The organism is Streptomyces chrestomyceticus JCM 4735 (genome assembly GCF_003865135.1).
Classification (GTDB): domain Bacteria; phylum Actinomycetota; class Actinomycetes; order Streptomycetales; family Streptomycetaceae; genus Streptomyces; species Streptomyces chrestomyceticus.
In genome coordinates this window covers 3511364-3532358 of record NZ_BHZC01000001.1, presented here as the reverse complement: position 1 = coordinate 3532358, position 20995 = coordinate 3511364, and the positions used below count along the sequence as shown (strand labels likewise).

The 20995-nt window shown below is 70.8% G+C and carries 21 protein-coding genes; 17 read left to right on the top strand and 4 right to left on the bottom strand.

Annotated elements, in window-relative coordinates; translation table 11 throughout:
- The first annotated feature begins 111 nt into the window (after positions 1-111).
- The 11 genes from cpaB (at position 112) to EJG53_RS14585 (ending at position 9141) form a co-directional block, all read left to right on the top strand.
- Complete coding sequence (cpaB, locus tag EJG53_RS14630; RefSeq protein ID WP_174856408.1) at positions 112-834, top strand: Flp pilus assembly protein CpaB; 723 nt, start codon at positions 112-114, stop codon at positions 832-834.
- 13 nt (positions 835-847) lie between these two features.
- Positions 848-2215: an AAA family ATPase gene (locus tag EJG53_RS14625; protein ID WP_167515110.1), complete on the top strand. Its 1368-nt coding sequence runs from the start codon at positions 848-850 to the stop codon at positions 2213-2215.
- Between the two features lie 3 nt (positions 2216-2218).
- Complete coding sequence (locus tag EJG53_RS41100) at positions 2219-2602, top strand: TadE family protein (protein ID WP_167515109.1); 384 nt, start codon at positions 2219-2221, stop codon at positions 2600-2602.
- A gap of 2 nt (positions 2603-2604) precedes the next feature.
- Positions 2605-3024 (top strand): TadE/TadG family type IV pilus assembly protein, encoded by a 420-nt coding sequence (locus EJG53_RS14620; protein WP_125049373.1) that lies wholly within the window; start codon positions 2605-2607, stop codon positions 3022-3024.
- Positions 3021-4358: a CpaF family protein gene (locus tag EJG53_RS14615; RefSeq protein WP_031007953.1), complete on the top strand. Its 1338-nt coding sequence runs from the start codon at positions 3021-3023 to the stop codon at positions 4356-4358. The genes EJG53_RS14620 and EJG53_RS14615 overlap by 4 nt, the downstream gene beginning before the upstream one ends.
- A gap of 80 nt (positions 4359-4438) precedes the next feature.
- Positions 4439-5383, top strand: coding sequence for a type II secretion system F family protein (locus EJG53_RS14610; RefSeq protein ID WP_125045210.1), 945 nt, complete (start codon positions 4439-4441; stop codon positions 5381-5383).
- Positions 5384-5442: 59 nt separating this feature from the next.
- Positions 5443-6345: a DUF5936 domain-containing protein gene (locus EJG53_RS14605; RefSeq protein ID WP_031007956.1), complete on the top strand. Its 903-nt coding sequence runs from the start codon at positions 5443-5445 to the stop codon at positions 6343-6345.
- Positions 6346-6992: 647 nt separating this feature from the next.
- Positions 6993-7163 (top strand): membrane protein, encoded by a 171-nt coding sequence (locus EJG53_RS41095; RefSeq protein WP_030020674.1) that lies wholly within the window; start codon positions 6993-6995, stop codon positions 7161-7163.
- Positions 7160-7888 carry a pilus assembly protein TadG-related protein gene (locus tag EJG53_RS14595; protein ID WP_125049372.1) on the top strand — a complete coding sequence of 243 codons (729 nt, stop codon included), beginning with the start codon at positions 7160-7162 and terminating at the stop codon, positions 7886-7888. Before EJG53_RS41095 ends, EJG53_RS14595 begins: the two co-directional genes overlap by 4 nt.
- Positions 7889-7920: 32 nt before the next feature.
- The gene (locus EJG53_RS14590) at positions 7921-8505 is read left to right on the top strand and encodes a hypothetical protein (RefSeq protein ID WP_125045208.1); all 585 of its coding nucleotides are present in this window, start codon (positions 7921-7923) and stop codon (positions 8503-8505) included.
- Positions 8506-8508: 3 nt separating this feature from the next.
- Complete coding sequence (locus tag EJG53_RS14585; RefSeq protein ID WP_125045207.1) at positions 8509-9141, top strand: OmpA family protein; 633 nt, start codon at positions 8509-8511, stop codon at positions 9139-9141.
- A gap of 19 nt (positions 9142-9160) precedes the next feature.
- On the opposite strand, the gene EJG53_RS14580 is transcribed toward EJG53_RS14585, so the two are convergent.
- Together EJG53_RS14580 and EJG53_RS14575 are read right to left on the bottom strand one after the other, a co-directional pair.
- Positions 9161-11836, bottom strand: coding sequence for a KGGVGR-motif variant AAA ATPase (locus EJG53_RS14580; RefSeq protein WP_125045206.1), 2676 nt, complete (start codon positions 11834-11836; stop codon positions 9161-9163).
- Positions 11837-11841: 5 nt separating this feature from the next.
- The gene (locus tag EJG53_RS14575; protein WP_031007965.1) at positions 11842-12258 is read right to left on the bottom strand and encodes a hypothetical protein; all 417 of its coding nucleotides are present in this window, start codon (positions 12256-12258) and stop codon (positions 11842-11844) included.
- A gap of 100 nt (positions 12259-12358) precedes the next feature.
- On the opposite strand from EJG53_RS14575, the gene EJG53_RS14570 reads away from it, so the two are divergent.
- Entirely contained in the window at positions 12359-12940 is a 582-nt protein-coding gene (locus EJG53_RS14570; RefSeq protein WP_125045205.1) for a TetR/AcrR family transcriptional regulator, read from the top strand.
- 98 nt (positions 12941-13038) lie between these two features.
- The gene (locus EJG53_RS14565) at positions 13039-14271 is read left to right on the top strand and encodes a Cmx/CmrA family chloramphenicol efflux MFS transporter (RefSeq protein WP_125045204.1); all 1233 of its coding nucleotides are present in this window, start codon (positions 13039-13041) and stop codon (positions 14269-14271) included.
- Between the two features lie 450 nt (positions 14272-14721).
- Here the strand turns inward: EJG53_RS14565 and EJG53_RS14560 are convergent, their stop codons facing one another.
- Entirely contained in the window at positions 14722-15147 is a 426-nt protein-coding gene (locus EJG53_RS14560) for a DUF192 domain-containing protein (RefSeq protein WP_125045203.1), read from the bottom strand.
- Positions 15148-15386: 239 nt separating this feature from the next.
- Between EJG53_RS14560 and EJG53_RS14555 the strand changes: the two genes are divergently transcribed.
- Positions 15387-15935, top strand: a complete 549-nt coding sequence (locus EJG53_RS14555; protein ID WP_307721678.1) for a prepilin peptidase — start codon at positions 15387-15389, stop codon at positions 15933-15935.
- A gap of 237 nt (positions 15936-16172) precedes the next feature.
- Here the strand turns inward: EJG53_RS14555 and mgrA are convergent, their stop codons facing one another.
- Positions 16173-17216: an L-glyceraldehyde 3-phosphate reductase gene (gene mgrA, locus EJG53_RS14550; protein WP_371858683.1), complete on the bottom strand. Its 1044-nt coding sequence runs from the start codon at positions 17214-17216 to the stop codon at positions 16173-16175.
- A gap of 117 nt (positions 17217-17333) precedes the next feature.
- Between mgrA and EJG53_RS14545 the strand changes: the two genes are divergently transcribed.
- The 3 genes from EJG53_RS14545 (at position 17334) to EJG53_RS14535 (ending at position 20931) form a co-directional block, all read left to right on the top strand.
- Complete coding sequence (locus tag EJG53_RS14545; protein WP_125045201.1) at positions 17334-18131, top strand: isoprenyl transferase; 798 nt, start codon at positions 17334-17336, stop codon at positions 18129-18131.
- A gap of 371 nt (positions 18132-18502) precedes the next feature.
- A complete protein-coding gene (locus tag EJG53_RS14540; RefSeq protein WP_125045200.1) occupies positions 18503-19825 on the top strand; it encodes a PhoH family protein in 1323 nt (440 codons plus the stop codon).
- Positions 19826-20229: 404 nt separating this feature from the next.
- On the top strand, positions 20230-20931 hold the full coding sequence (locus tag EJG53_RS14535) for an aggregation-promoting factor C-terminal-like domain-containing protein (protein WP_125045199.1): 702 nt from the start codon (positions 20230-20232) through the stop codon (positions 20929-20931).
- The last annotated feature ends 64 nt before the right edge of the window (positions 20932-20995 follow it).

The following is a 20995-nucleotide window of genomic DNA, read 5'->3' as shown; positions in this document are numbered from 1 at the left end:
TCCGGCCCGCCCGTACGGACCACCCCGCTCGGGACGGCTCCACCGGGCCCGCCCCGCTCCTGTCCCCTTCCTCACCCCCGCCCGCACCGATCCCCCCGAGGTCCCGCACCCATGAACTCACGCCAGCGCCGCGGAGTGATCCTGCTGCTCCTGTCGGTCCTCTGCGCGCTCGGCGCGTTCGTCGGCGTGCTGTCGGTCATACGCAATGTGGAGTCCAAGGTCGGCCCCGAGCGCACCGCGTACCGGCTGAAAGCGGACGTGGCCGCCTATCAGGCGCTCGATCCGGGCCAGTTCGAGAAGGTGGAGATACCGGAGCGCTGGCTGCCGTCCACCGCTGTCACCGACCTGGCCCGGGTCCGCGGGAAGATCGCCGTGACGCCGCTGCACAAGGGCTCGCTCCTCCAGGACGACATGGCCGTCGACCGCCCCGCGCTCAAGCCGGGGCAGCAGGAGATCGCCATCATGATCGACGCGGCCACCGGCGTGGCCGGGAAGATCAACCCGGGGGCCCGGGTGAACATCTACGCCACCTTCGAGGGCAAACGCTCCCAGGACCGGCCCGTCTCCAAGGTGATCGTGGCGAACGCCCAGGTCATCGACCGGGGCAAGCTCACCCCGCTGGAGAGCAAGGATCCCGGCGACACCCGCTCCTCCAGCACCCGCCGCGCCACCGACGCCGTACCGATCACCTTCGCGCTGAGCACCCAGGACGCCCAGCGCGTCGCCTACGCGGAGTCCTTCGCCACCCACGTACGGCTCGCCCTCGTCGCCCCCGGCACCGAGGCCGACATCCCGCCCGCGGAGCGCACCTACACGCTCGACGGCGACAAATGACCCGGAGGCCCTGGTGACCATCCGCATCCTCCCGGCGGTCGGCGACCCCGACGCAGCCCGTGCCGTGTCGTCGCTGCTCAGCCAGTTGCCGGGCGCCGAGCCCGGGCCGCCGGTCACCGACTCCACCGCCCTGGTCAACGCGCTCGACCAGGCCGTCTCCCGGGCCGCGGCCGGCTCCCCGGACCGGCCGGGGCCGCCGTCCGCGGTGGACGAGCTGCCCGAGGTCGTCCTGGTCCACGAGCGCATCGGCCCGGTGCCCGCGCTGGAGCTGATCCGCGACATCGCGCTGCGCTTCCCCGCCGTCGGCGTCGTGCTGATCACCACCGACGCGGGCCCGGCCCTGTTCGCCGCCGCCATGGACGCGGGCGCGCGCGGCATCGTCGGCCTGCCGCTCGGCTACGACGAACTGGCGGCCAGGGTGCAGGCCGCGGCCCAGTGGGCGGCCGGTGTACGGGTCCACCTGGGCGGCGGTCAGGAAGCTGCGCTCGGTCCGGCGGGCACGCTCGTCACCGTCACCGGCGCCAAGGGAGGTGTCGGTACGACGGTCACCGCCGTGCAGCTCGCGCTCGCCGCGCGCGCTGCCGGACGCAGCGTCGCGCTGGTCGACATGGACCTCCAGTCCGGTGACGTGGCCTCCTACCTGGACGTCCAGTTCCGCCGTTCGATCGTCGACCTCGCGGGCATCCAGGACATCTCCGTACGCGTCCTCCAGGACGCCGTGCACGCCCACCACACCGGACTGGGTCTGCTGCTGGCGCCGGAGGAGGGCGAGCGTGGTGAGGAGGTGGACGACCGGGCCGCCCGTACGGTCCTGGCGGCGCTGCGCTCCCGCTATGAGCTGGTGGTGGTGGACTGCGGCTCCCAGATGCAGTCCGCCAGCGCCGCCGCCGTCGAACTCTCCGACACCGCCCTGCTCGTGACGACGCCGGACGTGGTCTGTGTACGGGCCGCCAAGCGCCTCGTACGGCTGTGGGACCGGCTGCAGATCCGCAAGGCCGAGGACACCACGACCGTCGTCAACCGCCTCACCCGTAACACCGAGATCCAGCCGCCGCTGGTCGGCAAGGCCACCGGCACCCGGGTCGCCCGGACGTCCGTACCGGCCGCCTTCAAGGAGCTCCAGCCGTACGTCGACGCGGGCCGGATGCAGGACCTGGACGCCCGGTCCACGGTCCGGCAGGCGCTGTGGGCGCTCGCCGGCGAGCTGGGCCTGGTCGACGCGCCGGCCGCGGCCCGGCAGGGGCGGGGCAGCCACCGCGCCCGTACGCCGCTGACCGGCCGGCGGCGCAAGGCGCTGACGGCCGGGCCCGCCGCCGGGGAGCCGGGAGTGCCGGGTGCCGCGGGGGCCTTCGGCGCGGCCGGACCGTACGAGGAGGGCTGAGGGATGCGCCGCCCACGGCTGGGCGACGACCGCGGCCAGGTCTCCGTCGAACTCCTCGGGCTGGCCCCGCTGATCCTCGCCGTCCTCGTGTTGCTCTGGCAGTTCGTGCTCGTCGGCTACACCTTCACGCTCGCCGCCAACTCGGCGGACAAGGGCGCGCGGGCGGGCACCGCGACCGAGACGGGCGGCCCGGCCGCGTGCGAGGCGGCGGCCAGGAAGGATCTGCCCGGCGCGTGGGAGGGCGGCGCCCAGATTTCGTGCGCTCCCGAGGGCGGCCTGTGGAAGGCGCGGGTGGCGCTCCAGGTGCCGGTGCTCTTCCCCGGCGCGGTGAACTTCCCAGGGCACGTCGTGGGCACGGCGGGCGCGGCGGAGGAGGAGGGGGCGTGACGATGACCGTGCGCATCCGGGGACGGCGAGGGGGACGCCGCCGGCGCGACGACCGCGGCCAGGTCTCCGTCGAATTCCTCGGCTTCCTGCCGATCCTGCTGCTCATCGCCCTCGCCGTGATCCAGCTCGGCCTGGCCGCGTACGCCGTCCAGCAGGCCGGTACGGGAGCGCGCGCCGCCGCCCGTACGGCCACCCTCGACGAGGCCGACCGGAAGACGTCCCCGGAGGCGGCGGGCAAGGCGGCCATGAGCGGCTGGGTCGCCGCGGACGCCAGTGTCCAGGCGTCCGAGGGCGGCGGCGAGGCCGTGGCGACCGCGACGGTCAAGATCCCGTCCGTCATTCCCGGCGTCGAGTTCGGGCCCGCCACCCGCAGCGCCACCATGGCCCTGCCCGCCGAACCCGGAGGAAGCACCGCCCCATGAGTCTCAGAGCCCGCATCGCCGCGCCGGAGGCCCCGCCGACGGGCCGCGAGGACGGCCACCTCGTCGCCGTCTACCGCGCCAAGCTGCTGGAGGAGATCGACCTCGCCGAGATGTCGGCGCTCGCCGCCGCCGAGCGCCGTACCCGCCTGGAGCGCGTCCTCGGCCACATCATCAGCCGCGAGGGCCCGGTCCTGTCCACCGCCGAACGCGCGCAGCTCATCCGCCGCGTGGTGGACGAGGCGCTCGGCCTCGGCGTCCTGGAACCGCTGCTCGAAGACGCCTCGGTCACCGAGATCATGGTCAACGGGCCCGACCAGGTGTACGTCGAGCGGCACGGCCGGGTGGAGCTGGTCCCCGTCCGCTTCGCCTCCCACGAACAGCTCATGCAGACGATCGAACGCATCGTCTCCACCGTCAACCGCCGGGTGGACGAGTCCAACCCGATGGTCGACGCGCGGCTGCCCTCCGGCGAGCGCGTCAACGTGATCATCCCGCCGCTCGCCCTGAACGGCGCCACCCTCACCATCCGCCGCTTCCCCCGCGCGTACACGCTGCCCGAACTCATCGGCATGGGCACCCTCGACGACCAGATGGTGATGCTGCTCGCCGGGCTGGTCCGGGCCAAGTTCAACGTGGTCGTCTCCGGACCCACCGGCGCCGGCAAGACCACCCTCCTCAACGCCCTCTCCGGCCTCATCCCCGAGGGCGAGCGGATCATCACCGTCGAGGACGCCGCCGAACTCCAGCTCCAGCAGACCCATGTGATCCGCCTGGAGTCCCGGCCGCCCAACGTGGAGGGCAAGGGCCGGATCACCATCCGCGACCTCGTACGCAACTCTCTGCGCATGCGCCCCGACCGCATCATCGTCGGCGAGGTCCGCGGCGGCGAGACCCTCGACATGCTCCAGGCCATGTCCACCGGCCACGACGGCTCGCTCGCCACCGTGCACGCCAACAGCGCCGAGGACGCCCTGATGCGCCTCCAGACGCTCGCGTCCATGTCCGACGTCAAGGTGCCCTTCGAGGCGCTGCGCGACCAGATCAACAGCGCCGTCGACTGCCTCGTCCAGATCACCCGGCACGCCGACGGTTCCCGCCGCATCGGCGAGATCGCCATCCTCGACTCGCACGGCCACGCGGACTACCGCCTCGCCACCGTCTGCCGCTTCGAGGCCGAACCGAGCGGCGCCGACCGCACCGTACGCGGCCGCTTCCGCTACCACCCGCTGCCGCGCCGCGTCGCCGAACGCCTCTACCTGGCCGACGAACCCGTACCCCCGGCCTTCGGGGTCGCGGCCGACGCCGACCAGCTCACCACCCGGGAAGCCTCGTGAAGCCGTGTGCAGCCGTATGAACCCCTGTTGGCCCCTGTAAGCCCCGTAGCGGCTCACCACCGGAGGACGGACCCGCGCCCATGCCCCTGGACGACATCGCCCTGCTCACCCTCGGCGTCACCCTGCTCTGCGCGGTGCTGGCCGTCGTGGGCCTGCGGCTCTACGCGACCGGACGCGAACGGCACCGGGCCCTCGTCGACCGGCTCTCCGACGACCACGGCCTGCCCCGGCCCGGCCACGGCCGCCGCTTCGCCGCCCTCGACCGCCGGCTGCGCGCCACCCGGCTCGGGCGCGGCCTGGAACTGCGGCTGGCCGCCACCGGCCTGGACGTGACCCCCGGCGAGTTCTTCGTCGGCCTGCTCGCCGTGGTCGCCGGGGTGTGGATCGTCGCGCAGGCGGTCCTGGCGCCCTTCTTCGGCCCGATCGCGGCCCTGGCGGCCGTCTGGTCGGCGTACGCCTTCCTCAACTGGCAGCGGCAGAAACGTATCGAGAAGTTCATCAACCAGCTTCCCGAGCTGTCCCGCATCCTCGCCAACGCCACCCAGGCCGGGCTGGCGCTGCGTACGGCCCTGGGCATGGCGGCCGAGGAACTGGAGGCGCCCGCCGGGGAGGAACTGGCCAAGGTCTCCGACAAACTGGCCGTCGGCCACTCCCTCGACGACGCCCTCGACGAGCTGGCCGCCCGCCTGCCCTCCCGCGAACTCGTCGTCCTCGTCACCACCCTGGTGCTGTCCAACCGCGCGGGCGGCACGGTCGTCGGCTCGCTGCGCAACCTCACCAAGACCCTGGAAGAGCGCAAGGAGACCCGGCGCGAGGTGCGCACCCAGCTCTCCCAGGTCGTCGTCACGGCGTACGTCGTGCCGTTCCTCGGCCTGGGCACGCTGCTGCTGATGAACCGCATCGCGCCCGGGGCCATCGACCGGATGACGGCCACGTTCCTGGGGCAGGCCGCGGTGGTCGTGGCCTTCGTCCTGTACGCGGCCGGCTTCTTCGTGATCCGCCGTATCTCCAAGATCGACATCTGACGCCCGACGGCTGCCGCCCCGGCCGCCCCGCCACCCTCCCCACCCGAAGGCACCCACCCATGGGAATCGGAACGACCGGCCTGCTCCTCGCCCTCGCGCTCGCCGCCTCCGTGGCGGGCATCTGCTACGGCGTCGCCCTCTACCGCCGCGAGGCCAGACTGCCCCCGGACATCGCCGTCGCCCTGGAGGTCGGCTCGACCCGCACGACCGTCGTCGGATCGGCGGTGGACCGGGCGGGAATGCGGTACGCACCCCTCGTCCTACGCCTGATGGGCGAGAAGCGGGTGGCCAAGGTGCGCAGACGCATCGATCAGGCGGGCAACCCCGGCGGCCTGACCGTGGACCGCTACGCCGCCCGCCGCGCGGTGTACGGCTTCCTCGGCTTCGGCGGCGCGCTCGTCATGCTGCTGCGCTCCCAGTACCTGCTCGCCCTCCTCCTCGTCGCCTTCGGCCTGTTCTGGAACGAGGTCGGCATCTGGGCGGCGATTCGCCAACGCAAGGACACCATCGAACGGACGTTGCCCGACTTCCTGGACGTGCTGGCCGTCGTGGTCAGCGCCGGGCTGGGCTTCCGGCAGGCCCTGGACCGGGTGGCCGACAAGTACGAAGGCCCGTGGGCCGACGAGCTGCGGATCACGCTCCGGCAGTTGGACATGGGCGTCAGCCGCCGCGAGGCGTTCGAGGAACTGCGCAGACGCAACGACTCCGAGCAGGTGGCCCAGTTCGTCACCGCGCTCCAGCAGGGCGAGGAACTCGGCTCCCCGATCGTCGACACCCTCATCCAGATCGCCGACGACATGCGCCGCACCGACGCGCAGAACGCCCGGCGCCGCGCCGCCCGCGCGGTGCCCAAGGCGACCATGGTGGTCACCACGTTCATGGTCCCCGCCACGATGATCCTGCTCGTCGCGGGCTTCTTCCTCGGCTCCGGCACCGACTTCGGCTCACTGATGGGCGACTGACGCGCACCGGCCGGCGCGCGGTCAACTCCCGTGTCCCGCCGCCCCCTTACGCGTCTCGAAACGGCTCCTGTTGGGCAAACACCCTTCGCGTACGCAACGGTATGTGGGACAGTCGGCATCCATGTGTTCCCCGGCCCCGGACACACCGCCGGGCACACCGGGACGGGTGGCGACGGGGCTGCCGACGAGGACGGGCGGACGGGCGGGGGTGGAGAGGATGCCGTCGGACGGGACGGGCGTACCGGGTGATACGGCTGTACCGGGCAAAACGGCTGTGCCGGGCGATCTGGTGGTACCGGGCGGCCCGGCCGTACCGAATCCCCCAGCCGCCCCCCGCAAGCCACTCTTACCGGGCAATCCGGGCCATTCCTTCCCCTCCCCCCACCGGCCGATGCTTCAACCCGCGCCCACGGGAAAGGAATGCGGGCGGACGCCCTGTTCCGGGACCGGTGTTCCGGCGTACTTTTCTCGTGTCGCGAGCGCGCGTATGCGTAGCGTGCTCACGTCCGGTGTACGCGTGTTCGGTGTGCGCCCGTACGGCTCTCGTCCGTACGGCGTTCCTCCGTACGACGGGTACGCGCGGGCCGGCACCACGGGGGCAGACCATCCGGACCGGAGCGGCCCGGCCGCCCATGGAGGGGAACACGATGGCGAAGCGGTTGTGGGGAAAGGGCGACGACCGGGGGCAGACCTCGATCGAGTACCTGGGCATCATCGCCGTGGTCGTGGCGATCGTGCTCGTCCTGTCGACCACGGACTTCGGCAGTCAGATCGCGACGGCCATCTCCAACAAGATCTCCGAGGTCGTGGGAATCTGACCCGGGCGGCGTCCCGCCGCCGGACCGGAGACGCCGGCCAGGCGTTTCCCCTGTACATCGTGGCCGTGGCCGGCCTGCTCCTGCTCGCCTTCGCGTTCTTCGCGGTCGGGCAGGCCGCCGCGACCCGCAACTCCGCGCAGACCGCTGCCGACGCGGCGGCGCTGGCGGCCGGACAGAAGTACCGGGACCGGCTGAGTACGGAACTCCTCGACGCGATCCGTACAGGCGCGCCCTGGAAGGACCTGCTCGACGGCCGTGGCGTCCCCGGCGCCGAGGCGTGCGCGAACGCCGAGTGGTTCGCCGGCCGCAACGACGCCGACGTGACGTGCACGGCGGACTCGTACCCCACGTCGTTCGCCGTCGAGGCCGACACCCGTAAGACCGTGGGCCGTTCGGTGATCCCCGGGACCGAGAACACCCACGCCTCGGCACGGGCCAGGGCGGTGGTCGAACCGCGCTGCACACCGGGCCCGGAGCCGGAACCGACACCGACGCCGACACCGGCGCCGGGGGAGGGTGACGGCCCCGGCCAGGGCGACGGCGATGACCAGGGAGACGGTGGCGACCAGGGCGACGGCGGCGACCCGCCCGCCAACGACCCACCCGCCGGTCCCCCCACCGTGAACCTCACCTGCGAGGACGGCAAGGAGTGGACCGTCGACCCGGCCGACCCCCGCGACCTGCCCGAAGCCGCCGACCTGTTCTCCGTACGCCTTGCCGAATGACCAGCCGACGACGAGCAGAGGGAATCGCATCCATGGACACTGGGCGCCCTTCGAAGGCCACCAGGAGAGTGGCCGCCGCGGCGATCGCCGCCGGCCTCGCTCTCGTCGTGAGCGGCTGCGGCGGTGACGAGGGCGGCGGCAGGAGCGGCGCGGACGGTAAGCCGCCGACCCGGGCCACCGCTCCGAAAGACACCGGGCGCGGCACCCCGGCCGCCGACTCCCAGCAGGCCATCGGCGAGGTGAAGGGCCCGGACGGGGTGGTCGTCACCCTGCACTCCGCGGTCCGGGACACCGGCGGCTTCGTCACCGTCAGCGGCACCGTCACCAACAACGGCACCAAGATCTTCAACGCGATCAACTGGCGCTCCAACGAGACCGGCATGCGCTCCCGTTCCTCCGTCTCCGGCGCCACCCTGGTCGACAAGGCCGGCAAGAAGCGCTACCTGGTGCTGCGGGACACCGAGGGCGAGTGTCTGTGCACCACCGGACTGAGCGGCCTGAAACCGGGCGAGAGCCGGCCCGTCTTCGCGCAGTTCCCGGCCCCGCCCGCGAAGGTGACCGAGGTCGACTTCCAGTTGCCGACCATGCCGCCCGCCACCGTCTCGATCTCGGACTGACCCATGACCACCCCGTCCGCGACCAGACCCCGCACCGCCACCCGGGCCGCCGTCACCGCGGCCACCGCCCTCCTCCTCGTCCTCACCCCGGCCCCGCCGGCCGCCCACGCCGACGACCCGCCCGGCGTCTCCGAGGACACCACCGCCCCGGTGAAGATCGACCCGAAGGACCCCGACCTCCGCATGGTCCAGGGCGCCACCCTCGCCCCCGCCAAGGTGCTCAACATCAAGTCCATCGTCGAGACGGACGACGGCGCCGAGCGGCGCCAGGACACCAACTCCAACGTGACCTTCGCCCTCCAGGCCGAGGTCCTCTTCGCCAAGGACAGCGCCGAACTCTCCCCCGACGCGCTGTCCCGCATCACCACCATCGCCACCGAGATCAAGAAACAGCACGCCACCAACCTGCGCGTCTTCGGCTTCACCGACAATCTGGGCTCGGACGCCCACGGCCTGGTCCTCTCCAAGGAACGCGCCAACGCCGTCCAGCGCGAACTGGCCGAGAGCCTCGGCGCGGCGGTCACCTTCCAGATCCGCGGCTACGGCGAGCAGTACCCGATCGCCGACAACACCACGGAGGCCGGCCGCAAGAAGAACCGGCGGGTCGAGGTGAGCTTTCCGCGTACGGGGAAGTAGGGGGATCGCCGGCCGCCACTCAAGGAGTCCGAACCACGCGCGCCCTGCCTTGGGTACGGAAGCCGAGGGCATGCCGGTAGATCTCGGGCATGCGGTAGCGCCCGTCGGCGTCGCGGGCCAGCGCGCCCCACTGCTCCAAAGCCTCGACATCATCCGGGGACAGGTTCAGATCCTCCGCGTCGAACGGCATGCGGACGTCGTCGGAGAACGTGCCCATCTGCCGCAGGAGTTTTCCGAGGCGGGGATTCTCCTGGTTGATCTCATCCACCTTCGCGCGGCTGCACGCGCCCAGGGCGCGCCGCATGGCCGCCGGTGCCAGTACGCGGTCCGGCCAACGTTCGTCGCCGATGGAAGCATCGGCCGCCTCGCGCAGGAAGCGGACGACGTCGCGGGCCTGGATCTGCTCGTTGAAGTCCGCGAGAGCGGCCGGAACCCAACGCTCGGTCCACGCTTCACGTGACTTCTCGGTACCGAGCTTCGCGCCCCAGAGAGGGGTGAGGGCATGGACGATCTCTTCGTAGGACATGTCCGCGATCGGAGACCCCGATGCCTCCACCGCTTCGGCGTTCGACGCGATCCACAGGGAGAGCCGGAGCGCGTCCTCGGTGTCCCAGCGCAGCTCATAAGGGGCGTAGCGGTCGAGGAACTGCCCGAGATTCTGTTTGATCGCCGAGCGGACCAGGTCCTGCCGCACGAAGACCACGAGACCGAGCGAGCGATGGCGAAGGCGGCGGAGCCAGGCCGGCACCTCGATGAGCAGGGTGCGCAGGGCCATCCGCCGGGGCTCCGCGTCCAAGGACTCCAGCCAGTCCTCCAGGCCGTCGAACACGAAGAGACGGGCTTCGGACGTGTCCAGTGTCCGCCGGACCAGGAAATCCTCGGCTGATACATCCCGAGCGGCCCCCGCTGACCACGCCAGGCATTCGAGCCAGCGCTGCCTCCAGAACTCCGCGTCCTGGGCCCGGGGGTCCACGAGACCGGCGTTCAGGTGACTGCGGATCTCATCGGCGGTGACGCCTTGTCCTCCTGCCGCGCGGTCCCTGAGCGCTTGCGGGGAAAGCATGCCGGTGCCCGGCTCCGCGATGTTGGCCGGGTCCAGAACAGGGATGACCATCGCGGTCCGGTCCACGCTCTGACCGTTCTCCCGCGCGAAAGCATCCCAGGTCCCCGCGCTGCACATGCGGGCGAACGTAAAGGTCTTGCCCGCGCCTTTCGCCCCGACGACGATCGCCACGGGAAGGTCGGTGCTGTGGTCCGCGATCAGCCGGCGTACCGGCTCGGTGGTGAGGAATCCGAGGCTGGAGTCCATGCCCTGTCGCTCGGCGAAGATGAGACGACCCGCTGTGCTCTTCAGGGTGCGTCGACGCTCGTCCAGGCTCGAAGGTTCGTCCGAAGACGTCGCTGCTGTTTGTGTGAGGCTCGGCGCGAACTCGCTCAGCAAGCCGGGCAGACCACAGCGTCGGATGACCTCCACCACCGCGTCCCAGCTCTGCGGCAGCGTGAGCAGTTCCTCGCGGAACGGGCTCAAGAGCGGCGCGGTCAGCACTTGTTCGTCCACCGCGAGGTCTTCCGAGGTGTATTCGTCCGTCGCCGCCATGGCGATGGTGGACGACAGCGCCGCGGACAGGGTTCGGCGCGCCTCCTCGGCATGGAGGTCATGGGTGTCGAGACGGTACTGCGTCACGATCGCGCCGGGAGTCGGGTCCGTACGTGCCACCGCCGGTGACTGGCACCCCAGTTGCCGGATCATCGCCTCGGTCCCCTGAAGGGACTGGCTGCTGACCGTCGTGACGAAGATCCGCGTCACACGGGGGTCCAGCAGAACGGGCGCCGCCAGTTCGGACGCTCCGGCCCGCAAGTCCATCACGACGGTGTCGGCCTCGGCCGCGACGGCCAGGGCGGCAAGCGATTCGCTGAGGAAGTACGGTGAGCGGTCCTCGGTCAGCAGGTCCGTCGGGCCGATGCGGGGCGGGCCGAGCCGGGTGCGCCGGCTGACGGGAAGCACGGTGATGCGGCCCGGCCCCGGGTAGCGCGAGACGCTCTGGTTGGGAAGGTACGCGGCGGCGATCTGGACGGCCGGTGTGGGGTCGCCATGTCGTGAGGAGTGCAGGAGGGCGAGGACGTCCTCGTACGCGATGTCGCAGCGCCCGCCCTGCGCCTGGTACATCCAGGTGATGCCGGGAGCTTCCAGATCGGCGTCCACGAGGAGGACGTGCTGACCCTGAGACGCCAGGAAGTCGGCCAACGCGACGGAGTGCAACGTGCGTCCCACGCCGCCCTTGAAGGAGTGGAACGCGATGAGCTGCTTGTCTCCGGCGAACTGCGGGTCCGCCGGACGAGGCAGCGTGTCTCCCAATGCCGAGGTGACGCGGCGCTCACTGAGCTTCGGACGGCGCGGGGCCGCTCCGGAATCGAGGGCTTCGACCAGGCGCACGGGCAGTGAGTGGGGGGCGTGCGCCGCGGGGCGGTCGAGGACGAGTTCCAGGCCCGCGTCGTACCCGACGGCCGACCCGAGACCGAACTGGCTGTCCAGCCAGTCGCGGACGGTCTCGCTCCCCGTCCCCGGGCGGACGGTCAGCTCCAGCGCGTCCCACCAGGCATCGACCTCCAGCAACCACCGCGGCCACCGGCCCTCGGTGGCCGCCTCCGCCAGTCGGGAATCGATGTCCACCCAGGTGAAGAGCTTGCCGGCCATAACGCTCAAGATCCTTTCCTGGCGTCCTTCACCAGTGACTTCAAGGCTTCCAGCGCAGCCTTCTGATCATCTGCGCACAGTTCCGCACCATAGCGCCACGCCTCGTGGAGCTGATGGCTCTCGATCCAGGCGTTGTCCTTGTGCCGACGGCAGCGCAACGGGTCCTGCCCGGGAGTGGGGTCCTGGAGGTTCAGGGCCTTGGCCAAGCGGCGCAGATTGTGTGATCGCAGGTCGACAGGCAAGGCGGAAGTGTCCTCACGCTGAAGGATCCACCGCAGTACCTCGGCCTTCAGCCCGCACTCGGCAGCGTAGAAGAACAGTAATCCGCCGCTCGCGCAGTCCCCGGCCTGCTCGGCGGACTCCCCTTGTTTCGCGAGCCGTTCGCGGCTTCGCCGCAGCTCGCTGACCCCCACGTCGACCATCGCATCAGCGTACTGGCTGGAGAGTGGCTCTCCGCCCGGTGATCGCGGACGCGGACCCAGGTATTGGACTGGCCGATCCAATACCTGTACCGTCCTCCCCATGGCCCGCCCCAGGAAGTTCGACGAGGAGCGGGCGGTCGGTGCCGCGATGGAGGCGTTCCGGACCGCCGGCTACGAAGGCACGTCCACGCAGGACCTGTGCGAGGCGACCGGTCTCGGGCGCAGCAGTATCTACAACACGTTCAAGAGCAAGCACGACCTTTTCGAGCGGGCGCTGGACCGTTTCATGACGGAACGGAACAGTGAGCTGTTCGCGCTGCTGGAGAGCGGCCTGCCGGTGCGGGAGAAGATCCGTACGCATCTGCGGCGCGTCGTGGACGAGGAGTGCGAGAGCGAGGAGGCCCGGCGCGGCTGCCTGGTCGTGAACACCGCCATCGAGATCGCGGCCCGCGACGAGGAGGTCGCGGGCGAGCTGGCGCGGGACTACCGGCTGCGGCTGGAGGCGATCCGCGCCGCGATCGAGTCCGGGCAGCGGGACGGCGACATCGACGCGGGCAAGGACGCGCGCGCTCTCGCCCACCTGGTCATCGCGGCTGTCGGCGGTCTGCGTGTCTCGGCGCGCTGCGGGGCCGACCGCGGGGCGCTCGAAGGAATCGTGGAGGGCTTCATGGCAGCGCTCTGACGCGCTGCTCCACGCGCGGCCCGACCGGGCCGCTTCCTTTTGCCTTCATTTTGGACCGACCTATCCAATACTCAACCCTCATCGGGAGTACGCACGTCATGCCCATAGCCGTCTACCTCCTCGGCCTGGGGATCTTCGCCCAGGGAACCTCCGAGTTCATGCTCGCCGGACTGCTGCCCAACGTGGCCGCCGACCTCGGCGTCTCCATCCCCGACGCCGGGCTGCTGGTGTCCGCGTTCGCCATCGGCATGGTGGTGGGCGCACCCGTCCTCGCCATCGGCACCCTGCGCCTGCCGCGCCGCACCGCGCTGATCGCCTTCCAGCTCGTCTTCGTGGCCGGGCACGTGGTCGGCGCGCTGGCCCCGGGGTACGGGGTGCTGTTCGCGACGCGGGTCGTCAGCGCCTTCGCGTACGCGGGCTTCTGGGCGGTGGCCGCCGCGGCGGCGGTGAGCCTGGTGCCGGCCGGAGCCAAGGGCAAGGCGCTGTCGGTCGTCGGCACCGGACTCACCCTCGCCACGATCGTCGGCGTACCGGTCGGCACGGTGCTGAGCCAGCACGCCGGGTGGCGCGCCGCCTTCTGGGGCGTGGTCGCTCTGACCGCCGCCAGCCTGGCCTCCCTGCTGGCCGCACTGCCCGCCGCCCGTCCGGCCGCAGGCGAACTCCCCTCCGTACGGTGTGAGATCGCGGCCATGTCCCGCCCCGCCCTGTGGGTCTCCTACCTCCTCACCACCCTGAGCTTCGGCGCCGCCATCGTCACCTTCAGCTACCTCACGCCCCTGCTGACCGAGGTGAGCGGCCTGCCGGCGAGCCTGGTCCCGGCCGTCCTCGCGCTGTACGGGGTCGGCGGCCTGCTCGGCATGACCCTCGGCGGACGCACCGCCGACCGCCACCCGCTCCGCACCCTCTTCCTCGGCATCGGCGGACTGACCACCGCCTCCGCCCTGCTCGCCCTGACCGCCGAGAACCTGCCCGTGACCATCGCCCTGGTCTTCACCCTCGGCCTCACCGGCTACGTCACCAACCCGGTCGTCCAGTCCCGCGTCTTCACCCTCGCCCCGAACGCCCCGACCCTGGCCCCCGCGGTCAACACCTCCGCCTTCAACGTCGGCATCACCCTCACCCCGATGCTGGGCGGCCTGACGATCGACGCGGGCTTCGGTTACACGTCGGTGGCCTGGGTGGGGGCGGCGGTGGGCGCGACGGCCCTGGGCGCTGCGCTCTGGGTGGCGGCTCTTCAGCGCCGTACGGAGGCTCGTGCGGTGATGGGGCGGGCGTCGGGTGCGGTGGATGCTGCCTCCACCAGGCCGAACGCTATGGCAGCAACCGACTGAACAATGAGGCCAGCGGTGCAGCTCGCACGCACAAGTTCCGCACCAGACAGACCTGTTGCAGGCGACTGCCTATGGCCGCCTGGTCGGTGCGTACATCGTCGTACAGGCGTACCGGTGGGTCCGCCCTTCGGGCCGGAGTGGCGCGGTCATGGCCGTGTTGACAGGGGAAGGGCGTTGTTTCCGGAATTGGGGGTGGGGGTGGCGCCTGGAAGGGGTAATTGCGGGGGGAAGGAGGGTGGGTTGGGGCTGAAAGATAGTACATATGCGGGTATGTGCCCTATGGTCGGTTTCGCACCGCTCACACGCGATCGGCTGGAAGCGCATCGCGCGGGTCTGCCTGTCTGCTCCTGCCCTGGGAGAGGCCGGTCCGCGGCAGGGAGACGAGCCACCGGTTGATGCGGCGTGCCGGCGGTGCCGCGTTGTCGGGTGGGCGGAGGGCCAGCCGGAGGGTCAGGGGGTGTCGATCTTCAGGCGGGTGCCGGGGCGCAGGCCCCAGCGGGTCATCGTGCCGGCTTCCGCCTCCAGTACGTGCCGGGCGCGGAGGCGGGGGCGTCCGAGTCGTCCTGGCGGCATGGTGCGTACGGCGAGGACGGTGAGGTCGCGGGTGAGGTAGGCGACGTCTATGGGGAAGCGCATGCGGAAGGTGTGTACGCCGCTGGCCGGGGTGAGGAGCAGGGCGCCGTCGATGCCGTCGCGGCCCAGTAGCCCTCGGGCGCGCGCCCGGTAGGAGGCGGCGATCTCCAAGGGGATGGCCAGGGGGGCTGAGGGGGCGGCCGGGGCGGGCGCTTCGGTGGCCTCCGGTTGCGTGGGCGTCGTTTCTCCGGCGTCGGTCTGTACGAAGCGGAGCGTTCCTGATCCGTTCTGCCAGCGGGGCATGGGAAGCGTTTTATCAGCCTAGGGTCGGCCGTGTGGCTGTGATGCTGATGGTTCTCGCTGCTGTGTACGGGGGTGCGGTCGGGGTGCTCGTGCCCAGGGCTGCCTATCGGCTGGCCGTTGAGCCGGGGGAGGGGTGGCGTGGCCGGTGCCCGTGCGGGAGGTTCATCGGCGGGCCTCTGCGGGGGTGGGTGGGGTTGGCGCGTTGTCGTGTGTGTGGGGTGTACGGGGGTGGGGCGGGGGTGACTGGGCTGGTCAGTGGCCTGGTGTGTGTGCTGCTTGCCGCGGCCACAGGGGCGCGGCCCGAATTGGTGGTCTGGCTCGCGGTGGTTCCTGTGGCGGTGCTGCTCGCCGTCGTGGACTGGCGGGTGCGGCGGCTGCCCGATGTGCTGACCCTGCCGTTGGCGGGTGGGGTGGTGATTGCGCTGGGGCTTGTCGCGCTGGGTGGGGGAGGGGTTCGGGTGTGGGGTGGGGCGGTGCTCGGGGGGCTGGGGCTTGCGGGGTTTTATTTCGTCTTATATTTGGTCAATCCGGCGGGAATGGGGCTGGGGGACGTCAAGTTGGCGATCGGGCTGGGGGTCACTCTTGGGTGGTACGGCTGGGCAATTCTGATCACTGGCGCATTCATGGGGTTGCTGCTCGGCGCGCTCTACGGGTGCGGCCTGTTGCTGCGGCGCGCCAGGGGCCCGGAAGCCCGTAATGATGGGCCCGAACCGGCCATGGCGTACGGCCCTTTCATGATCGTCGGGGCCCTTCTCGGGGTGCTGCTGGGGGCCGCGGCGGCGTCTTGATCCAGAAACCGGGCGCGCCGTTCCGCCTGAAGTTGCACTGAGCACCCCCTCTTCGGGGTTATGGTGGAAACCCCCCCCTCGGGCCGGTCCGTATCCCCCCCACGGACCGGCCCGCTTTTTGTGTCCGGGTACGGATCTCGCCATGATCATGACTGGTCCGGTTTCGTACACGGGTCGGGCGAACGCCTCTGCGGGCGGCGACGAGCGCCGCGCAAAGGCGTCAGGGACCGAACAGAATCAGCCGCGCTTGGCCCAGATGTTCACACCGTCGGTCGACTTCGCGAACTCCTCGATCTCGGACAATTCCGTATCCGTGAGCTTCGGCGCGCCGACCGCCGCCACATTGGCCTCCAACTGCGCCACGCTGCTCGCCCCGATCAGCGCCGAGGTCATCCGCTCGTCCCGCAGCACCCAGGAGAGCGCCAACTGGGCGAGGGACTGGCCGCGCCGCGCCGCGATCTCGTTCAGGCCGCGCAGCCGCCGCCGTACGTCGTCCGAGAGCAGGCCCGGATCGAGCGACTTGCCCTGCGACGCGCGCGAGCCCTCCGGGATGCCGTCCAGGTACTTGTCGGTCAGCAGGCCCTGGGCGAGGGGGGCGAAGGAGATGCAGCCCATGCCTTCCGCCTCCAGGGTGTCCAGGAGGGCGTCGTCCTCGGTCCACCGGTTGATCATCGAGTACGAGGGCTGGTGGATCAGCGGGCGGACGCCCATCCCGCGCAGGATGCGGGCGGCTTCGCGGGTCTGCTCGGCGGAGTAGGACGAGACGCCCACGTACAGCGCCTTGCCCTGCTGGACGGCGGACGCCAGGGCGCCCATCGTCTCCTCCAGCGGGGTGTCCGGGTCGAAACGGTGCGAATAGAAGATGTCGACGTAATCGACGCCCATCCGCTTCAGTGAGGCATCCAGCGACGAGAGGAGGTATTTGCGCGAACCCCATTCGCCGTACGGCCCGGGGTGCATGAGATATCCGGCCTTCGTGGAGAGGACGATCTCGTCGCGGTAGGGCCGGAAGTCCTGCGCGAAGATCTTCCCGAAGTTCAGCTCGGCCGAGCCGGGCGGCGGTCCGTAGTTGTTCGCCAGGTCGAAGTGGGTCACGCCCAGGTCGAAGGCGCGGCGCAGGATGGCCCGCTGGGACGCCAGGGCACGGTCGTCGCCGAAGTTGTGCCACAGGCCCAGGGAGACGGCGGGGAGTTTGAGACCACTGCGGCCGGTGCGGCGGTACTCCATGGAGTCGTAGCGCGTATTCGCGGCAATGTGGACAGAGGCATCAGTCATGGTCATCTCCTTATCACGGAGTTGTGACACACCTGATTGGGCCGCCGGGACGTCCCCGACGTAAAGTTGCCGACTTGAGGCGACGGGGGCGACCGCCATTTGCACGGAGGGGCTTGACCACACATGCTGCGATCTTCCGGGGTGCGCATCCCGTACCCGCCCGCGTTGCGCAACCTCGTCTACAGGCTCTACGCCCGCCGGGTCGAAGGCCGCCTCGACCATGACCAGGTCCCCAAGCACATCGGTGTCATCCTCGACGGCAACCGCCGCTGGGCGCGGGCCGACGGCCGTACCACCGTGCAGGGCCACCAGGCCGGCGCCGAAAAGATCAGCGAGCTGCTGGGCTGGTGCGCCGAGACCGACGTCGAGGTCGTCACGCTCTGGCTGCTGTCGACGGACAACCTCGACCGGCCCGAGAAGGAACTGACCCCGCTGCTGGGGATCATCGAGAACACCGTGCGCGGCCTGGCCGCCGACGGCCGCTGGCGGGTCCACCACGTCGGCAACCGCGACCTGCTGCCGGACGGTACGCAGAAGGTGCTCAAGGAGGCCGAGCAGGCCACCGCCGACCACACCGGCATCCTGGTCAACGTCGCCGTCGGCTACGGCGGCCGGCAGGAGATCGCGGACGCGGTGCGCTCGCTGCTGCTGGAGCACGCCGAGCGCGGCACCTCCTTCGAGGAACTGGCCGACATCGTCGACATCGACCTGATCTCCGAACACCTCTACACCCGCGGCCAGCCGGACCCGGACCTGGTGATCCGCACCAGCGGCGAACAGCGGCTCTCCGGTTTCATGCTCTGGCAGAGCGCCCACTCGGAGTACTACTTCTGCGAGGTCTTCTGGCCGGCCTTCCGCAAGGTGGACTTCCTGCGCGCCCTGCGCGACTACGCCGCCCGTCACCGGCGTTACGGCTTTTAGGCCACCCGGACCGTGCACTCCAGGCGCGGGATCACTCCCGCGCCAAATCCGTAACCAAGCGTTCACCGACCGTGCGTCATATGCCATTGCATGGGTGCGCACGTTCGCGGGAATATCCCTTCCAGGTCGGTATCCGGCAGTACCAGTCATCGGATGCCGTATCTCAGCGGACGGCACGGGGCCGTCCGCCCGGGAGGCCCTTTGCACATCACGGACGACCGTGCGGACCGCACGGACGACGCGGAGGGCCGGCGTTCGGCCCGTGCAGCGTGGCCCGAGCCCGGTCCCGTCGCCCGCCGCCTGACGGCGCGGCGGCTCCACTTCCGCGACGCCGTCGCACCCCGACCTCATCCGAGGGGGTACGTCCACCCGTGGTGAACAGCAAGCAGCGCCGTGAGAACGGCCGGCGCACCTATGTCCTCGACACCAGCGTGCTGCTGGCGGATCCAGGCTCCATGTCCCGCTTCGACGAGCACGAAGTCGTGCTGCCGGTCGTCGTGGTCACCGAACTGGAGGCGAAGAGGCATCATCCGGAACTCGGCTACTTCGCCCGGCAGGCGCTGCGCCTGCTGGACGAGTACCGGGTACGGCACGGACGGCTGGACGCCCCCATCCCCATCGGGGACCTGGGCGGCTCCCTCCGGGTCGAGCTGAACCACGCGGACCCCGGGGTGCTGCCGGCCGGCTTCCGGCTGGGCGACAACGACTCGCGGATCCTCGCGGTGGCCCGCAACCTCCAGGCCGAGGGCTACGACGTCACGGTCGTCTCCAAGGACCTGCCGCTGCGCATCAAGGCGTCCGCGGTGGGCCTGCTGGCGGAGGAGTACCGCGCCGAACTGGCCATCACGGACTCCGGCTGGACGGGCATGGCGGAGCTGACCGCGACGGCGGAGGAGATCGACGGCCTGTTCGCCGAGGAGACCGCGTATCTGCCGGAAGCCGCGGAGCTGCCCGTGCACACCGGGCTGGTGCTCCAGTCCGACCGGGGCAAGGCGCTCGGCCGGGTCACGGCGGACGGCAGCGTACGGCTGGTGCGCGGCGACCGGGAGGCGTTCGGCATCCACGGCCGCAGCGCCGAACAGCGGGTGGCGCTCGACCTGCTGCTGGACCCGGAGGTCGGCATCGTCTCGATGGGCGGGCGGGCCGGTACGGGCAAGTCGGCGCTGGCGCTGTGCGCGGGCCTGGAGGCGGTGCTGGAGCGGCAGCAGCACCGCAAGGTGATGGTCTTCCGGCCCCTGTACGCGGTCGGCGGGCAGGAGCTGGGCTACCTGCCGGGCACCGAGGCGGAGAAGATGAGCCCGTGGGCCCAGGCCGTCTTCGACACGCTGTCGGCGGTGACCACCTCGGACGTCATCGAAGAGGTGGTGGGGCGCGGCATGTTGGAGGTGCTGCCGCTGACCCACATCCGCGGCCGGTCGCTGCACGACGCGTTCGTCATCGTCGACGAGGCCCAGTCGCTGGAACGCAACGTCCTGCTGACGGTGCTGTCCCGGATCGGCGCCAACTCGCGGGTGGTGCTCACCCATGACGTCGCGCAGCGCGACAACCTGCGGGTCGGCCGGTACGACGGGGTGGTGGCGGTCGTCGAGAAGCTGAAGGGCCATCCGCTGTTCGCGCATGTCACCCTCACCCGCTCGGAGCGGTCGCCGATCGCGGCCCTGGTGACCGAAATGCTGGAGGACGGCAGGATCTGACCCTTTGTGGAGTACGGCGCCGCCCGGCAGGAGCGCAGGAGCTTAGCCGGGCGGCGCCGCGCTGCGCGGGCATTTCCGCAAATCAGCCGTGGCAAACGGGGTGTGAGCTTTCACACGCAACGATGAATTGATTCCGCGCGTCCGGTTCGGGCAGAGTCTGGGTCCTGTCAGGCCCCGCATACGGCACACCAGCACCCCCAGCGGTGCGGAACCCCAGAACTGCATAGCGTCGCCGTATGCCGCCCGAGCACCACGCGGACCCCGAGGGGGACGTACCGGGCCAGTGCCTCCCGTGACCAGCCGTTCCCGCCGATCGATCGGGGGCGGAACAAGGGGAGGCCAGCGCCAGGGGCACGATTGCGTCCGCGAGGTCACCTATGCGGACGATGCTGGAAGGAAAGCGTGTGAGCCGGATTTCGGTCCGGGGATTCGCCGTGGCCTCCGCCACCGCGGTCACCACCGTCGGCGCCGTTGTCGGCGTCGCGTCAGGCCAGGAGCAGGGCTCGGTCGCCCACACCGAGGCCGCCGCGGCCGACGCGACGATCGCCGACGTACCCGCGGGCCTCCAGGCCCAGGTGCAGACGGCCTCCCTTACGCAGCAGGCGGACGAAGCGTCCACCCAGGCGGACGCCGCCGCGCTGAAGTCCGCGCAGGAGTCGGCCCGCAAGGCCGCCGCCCAGGACGCGCAGGACAAGAAGGACGCGGCCGACAAGAAGGCGAAGGCCGAGAAGGACGCCAAGGAGCGCGAGAAGGAGAAGGAAGCCTCCCGCTCCGCCGCGCGCGACGCGTCCACCTTCACCGCCAAGGCGTCGTACTCGATCGCCGAGACGCAGGCCATCGCGCGGCAGATGCTGCCGGCCGACCAGTTCCAGTGCTTCAGCAACATCGTGGACCACGAGTCCGGCTGGAACTACCGCGCCACCAACGCCTCCTCCGGCGCCTACGGCTTGGTCCAGGCGCTGCCCGGTACCAAGATGGCCTCCGCGGGCTCCGACTGGCGGACCAACCCGGCCACCCAGATCAAGTGGGGGCTGAACTACATGAACAGCCGCTACAACAGCCCCTGTGGTGCCTGGGGCTTCTGGCAGAACAACCACTGGTACTAGAACGTGGCGGCGGATCACCGCGTAAGGTGGTCCGCCTCTCCGCTTCGTACGCGAAACCCCCGGC

Excerpts from the sequence above, each read along its gene's own strand:
- cpaB (WP_174856408.1), top strand. The coding sequence starts at position 112 with ATGAACTCACGCCAGCGCCGCGGAGTGATCCTGCTGCTCCTGTCGGTC.
- EJG53_RS41100 (WP_167515109.1), top strand. The coding sequence starts at position 2,219 with ATGCGCCGCCCACGGCTGGGCGACGACCGCGGCCAGGTCTCCGTCGAA.
- EJG53_RS14620 (WP_125049373.1), top strand. The coding sequence starts at position 2,605 with ATGACCGTGCGCATCCGGGGACGGCGAGGGGGACGCCGCCGGCGCGAC.
- EJG53_RS14615 (WP_031007953.1), top strand. The coding sequence starts at position 3,021 with ATGAGTCTCAGAGCCCGCATCGCCGCGCCGGAGGCCCCGCCGACGGGC.
- EJG53_RS14610 (WP_125045210.1), top strand. The coding sequence starts at position 4,439 with ATGCCCCTGGACGACATCGCCCTGCTCACCCTCGGCGTCACCCTGCTC.
- EJG53_RS14605 (WP_031007956.1), top strand. The coding sequence starts at position 5,443 with ATGGGAATCGGAACGACCGGCCTGCTCCTCGCCCTCGCGCTCGCCGCC.
- EJG53_RS41095 (WP_030020674.1), top strand. The coding sequence starts at position 6,993 with ATGGCGAAGCGGTTGTGGGGAAAGGGCGACGACCGGGGGCAGACCTCG.
- EJG53_RS14590 (WP_125045208.1), top strand. The coding sequence starts at position 7,921 with ATGGACACTGGGCGCCCTTCGAAGGCCACCAGGAGAGTGGCCGCCGCG.
- EJG53_RS14585 (WP_125045207.1), top strand. The coding sequence starts at position 8,509 with ATGACCACCCCGTCCGCGACCAGACCCCGCACCGCCACCCGGGCCGCC.
- EJG53_RS14580 (WP_125045206.1), bottom strand. The coding sequence starts at position 11,836 with ATGGCCGGCAAGCTCTTCACCTGGGTGGACATCGATTCCCGACTGGCG.
- EJG53_RS14575 (WP_031007965.1), bottom strand. The coding sequence starts at position 12,258 with ATGGTCGACGTGGGGGTCAGCGAGCTGCGGCGAAGCCGCGAACGGCTC.
- EJG53_RS14570 (WP_125045205.1), top strand. The coding sequence starts at position 12,359 with ATGGCCCGCCCCAGGAAGTTCGACGAGGAGCGGGCGGTCGGTGCCGCG.
- EJG53_RS14565 (WP_125045204.1), top strand. The coding sequence starts at position 13,039 with ATGCCCATAGCCGTCTACCTCCTCGGCCTGGGGATCTTCGCCCAGGGA.
- EJG53_RS14560 (WP_125045203.1), bottom strand. The coding sequence starts at position 15,147 with ATGCCCCGCTGGCAGAACGGATCAGGAACGCTCCGCTTCGTACAGACC.
- mgrA (WP_371858683.1), bottom strand. The coding sequence starts at position 17,216 with ATGACCATGACTGATGCCTCTGTCCACATTGCCGCGAATACGCGCTAC.
- EJG53_RS14545 (WP_125045201.1), top strand. The coding sequence starts at position 17,334 with ATGCTGCGATCTTCCGGGGTGCGCATCCCGTACCCGCCCGCGTTGCGC.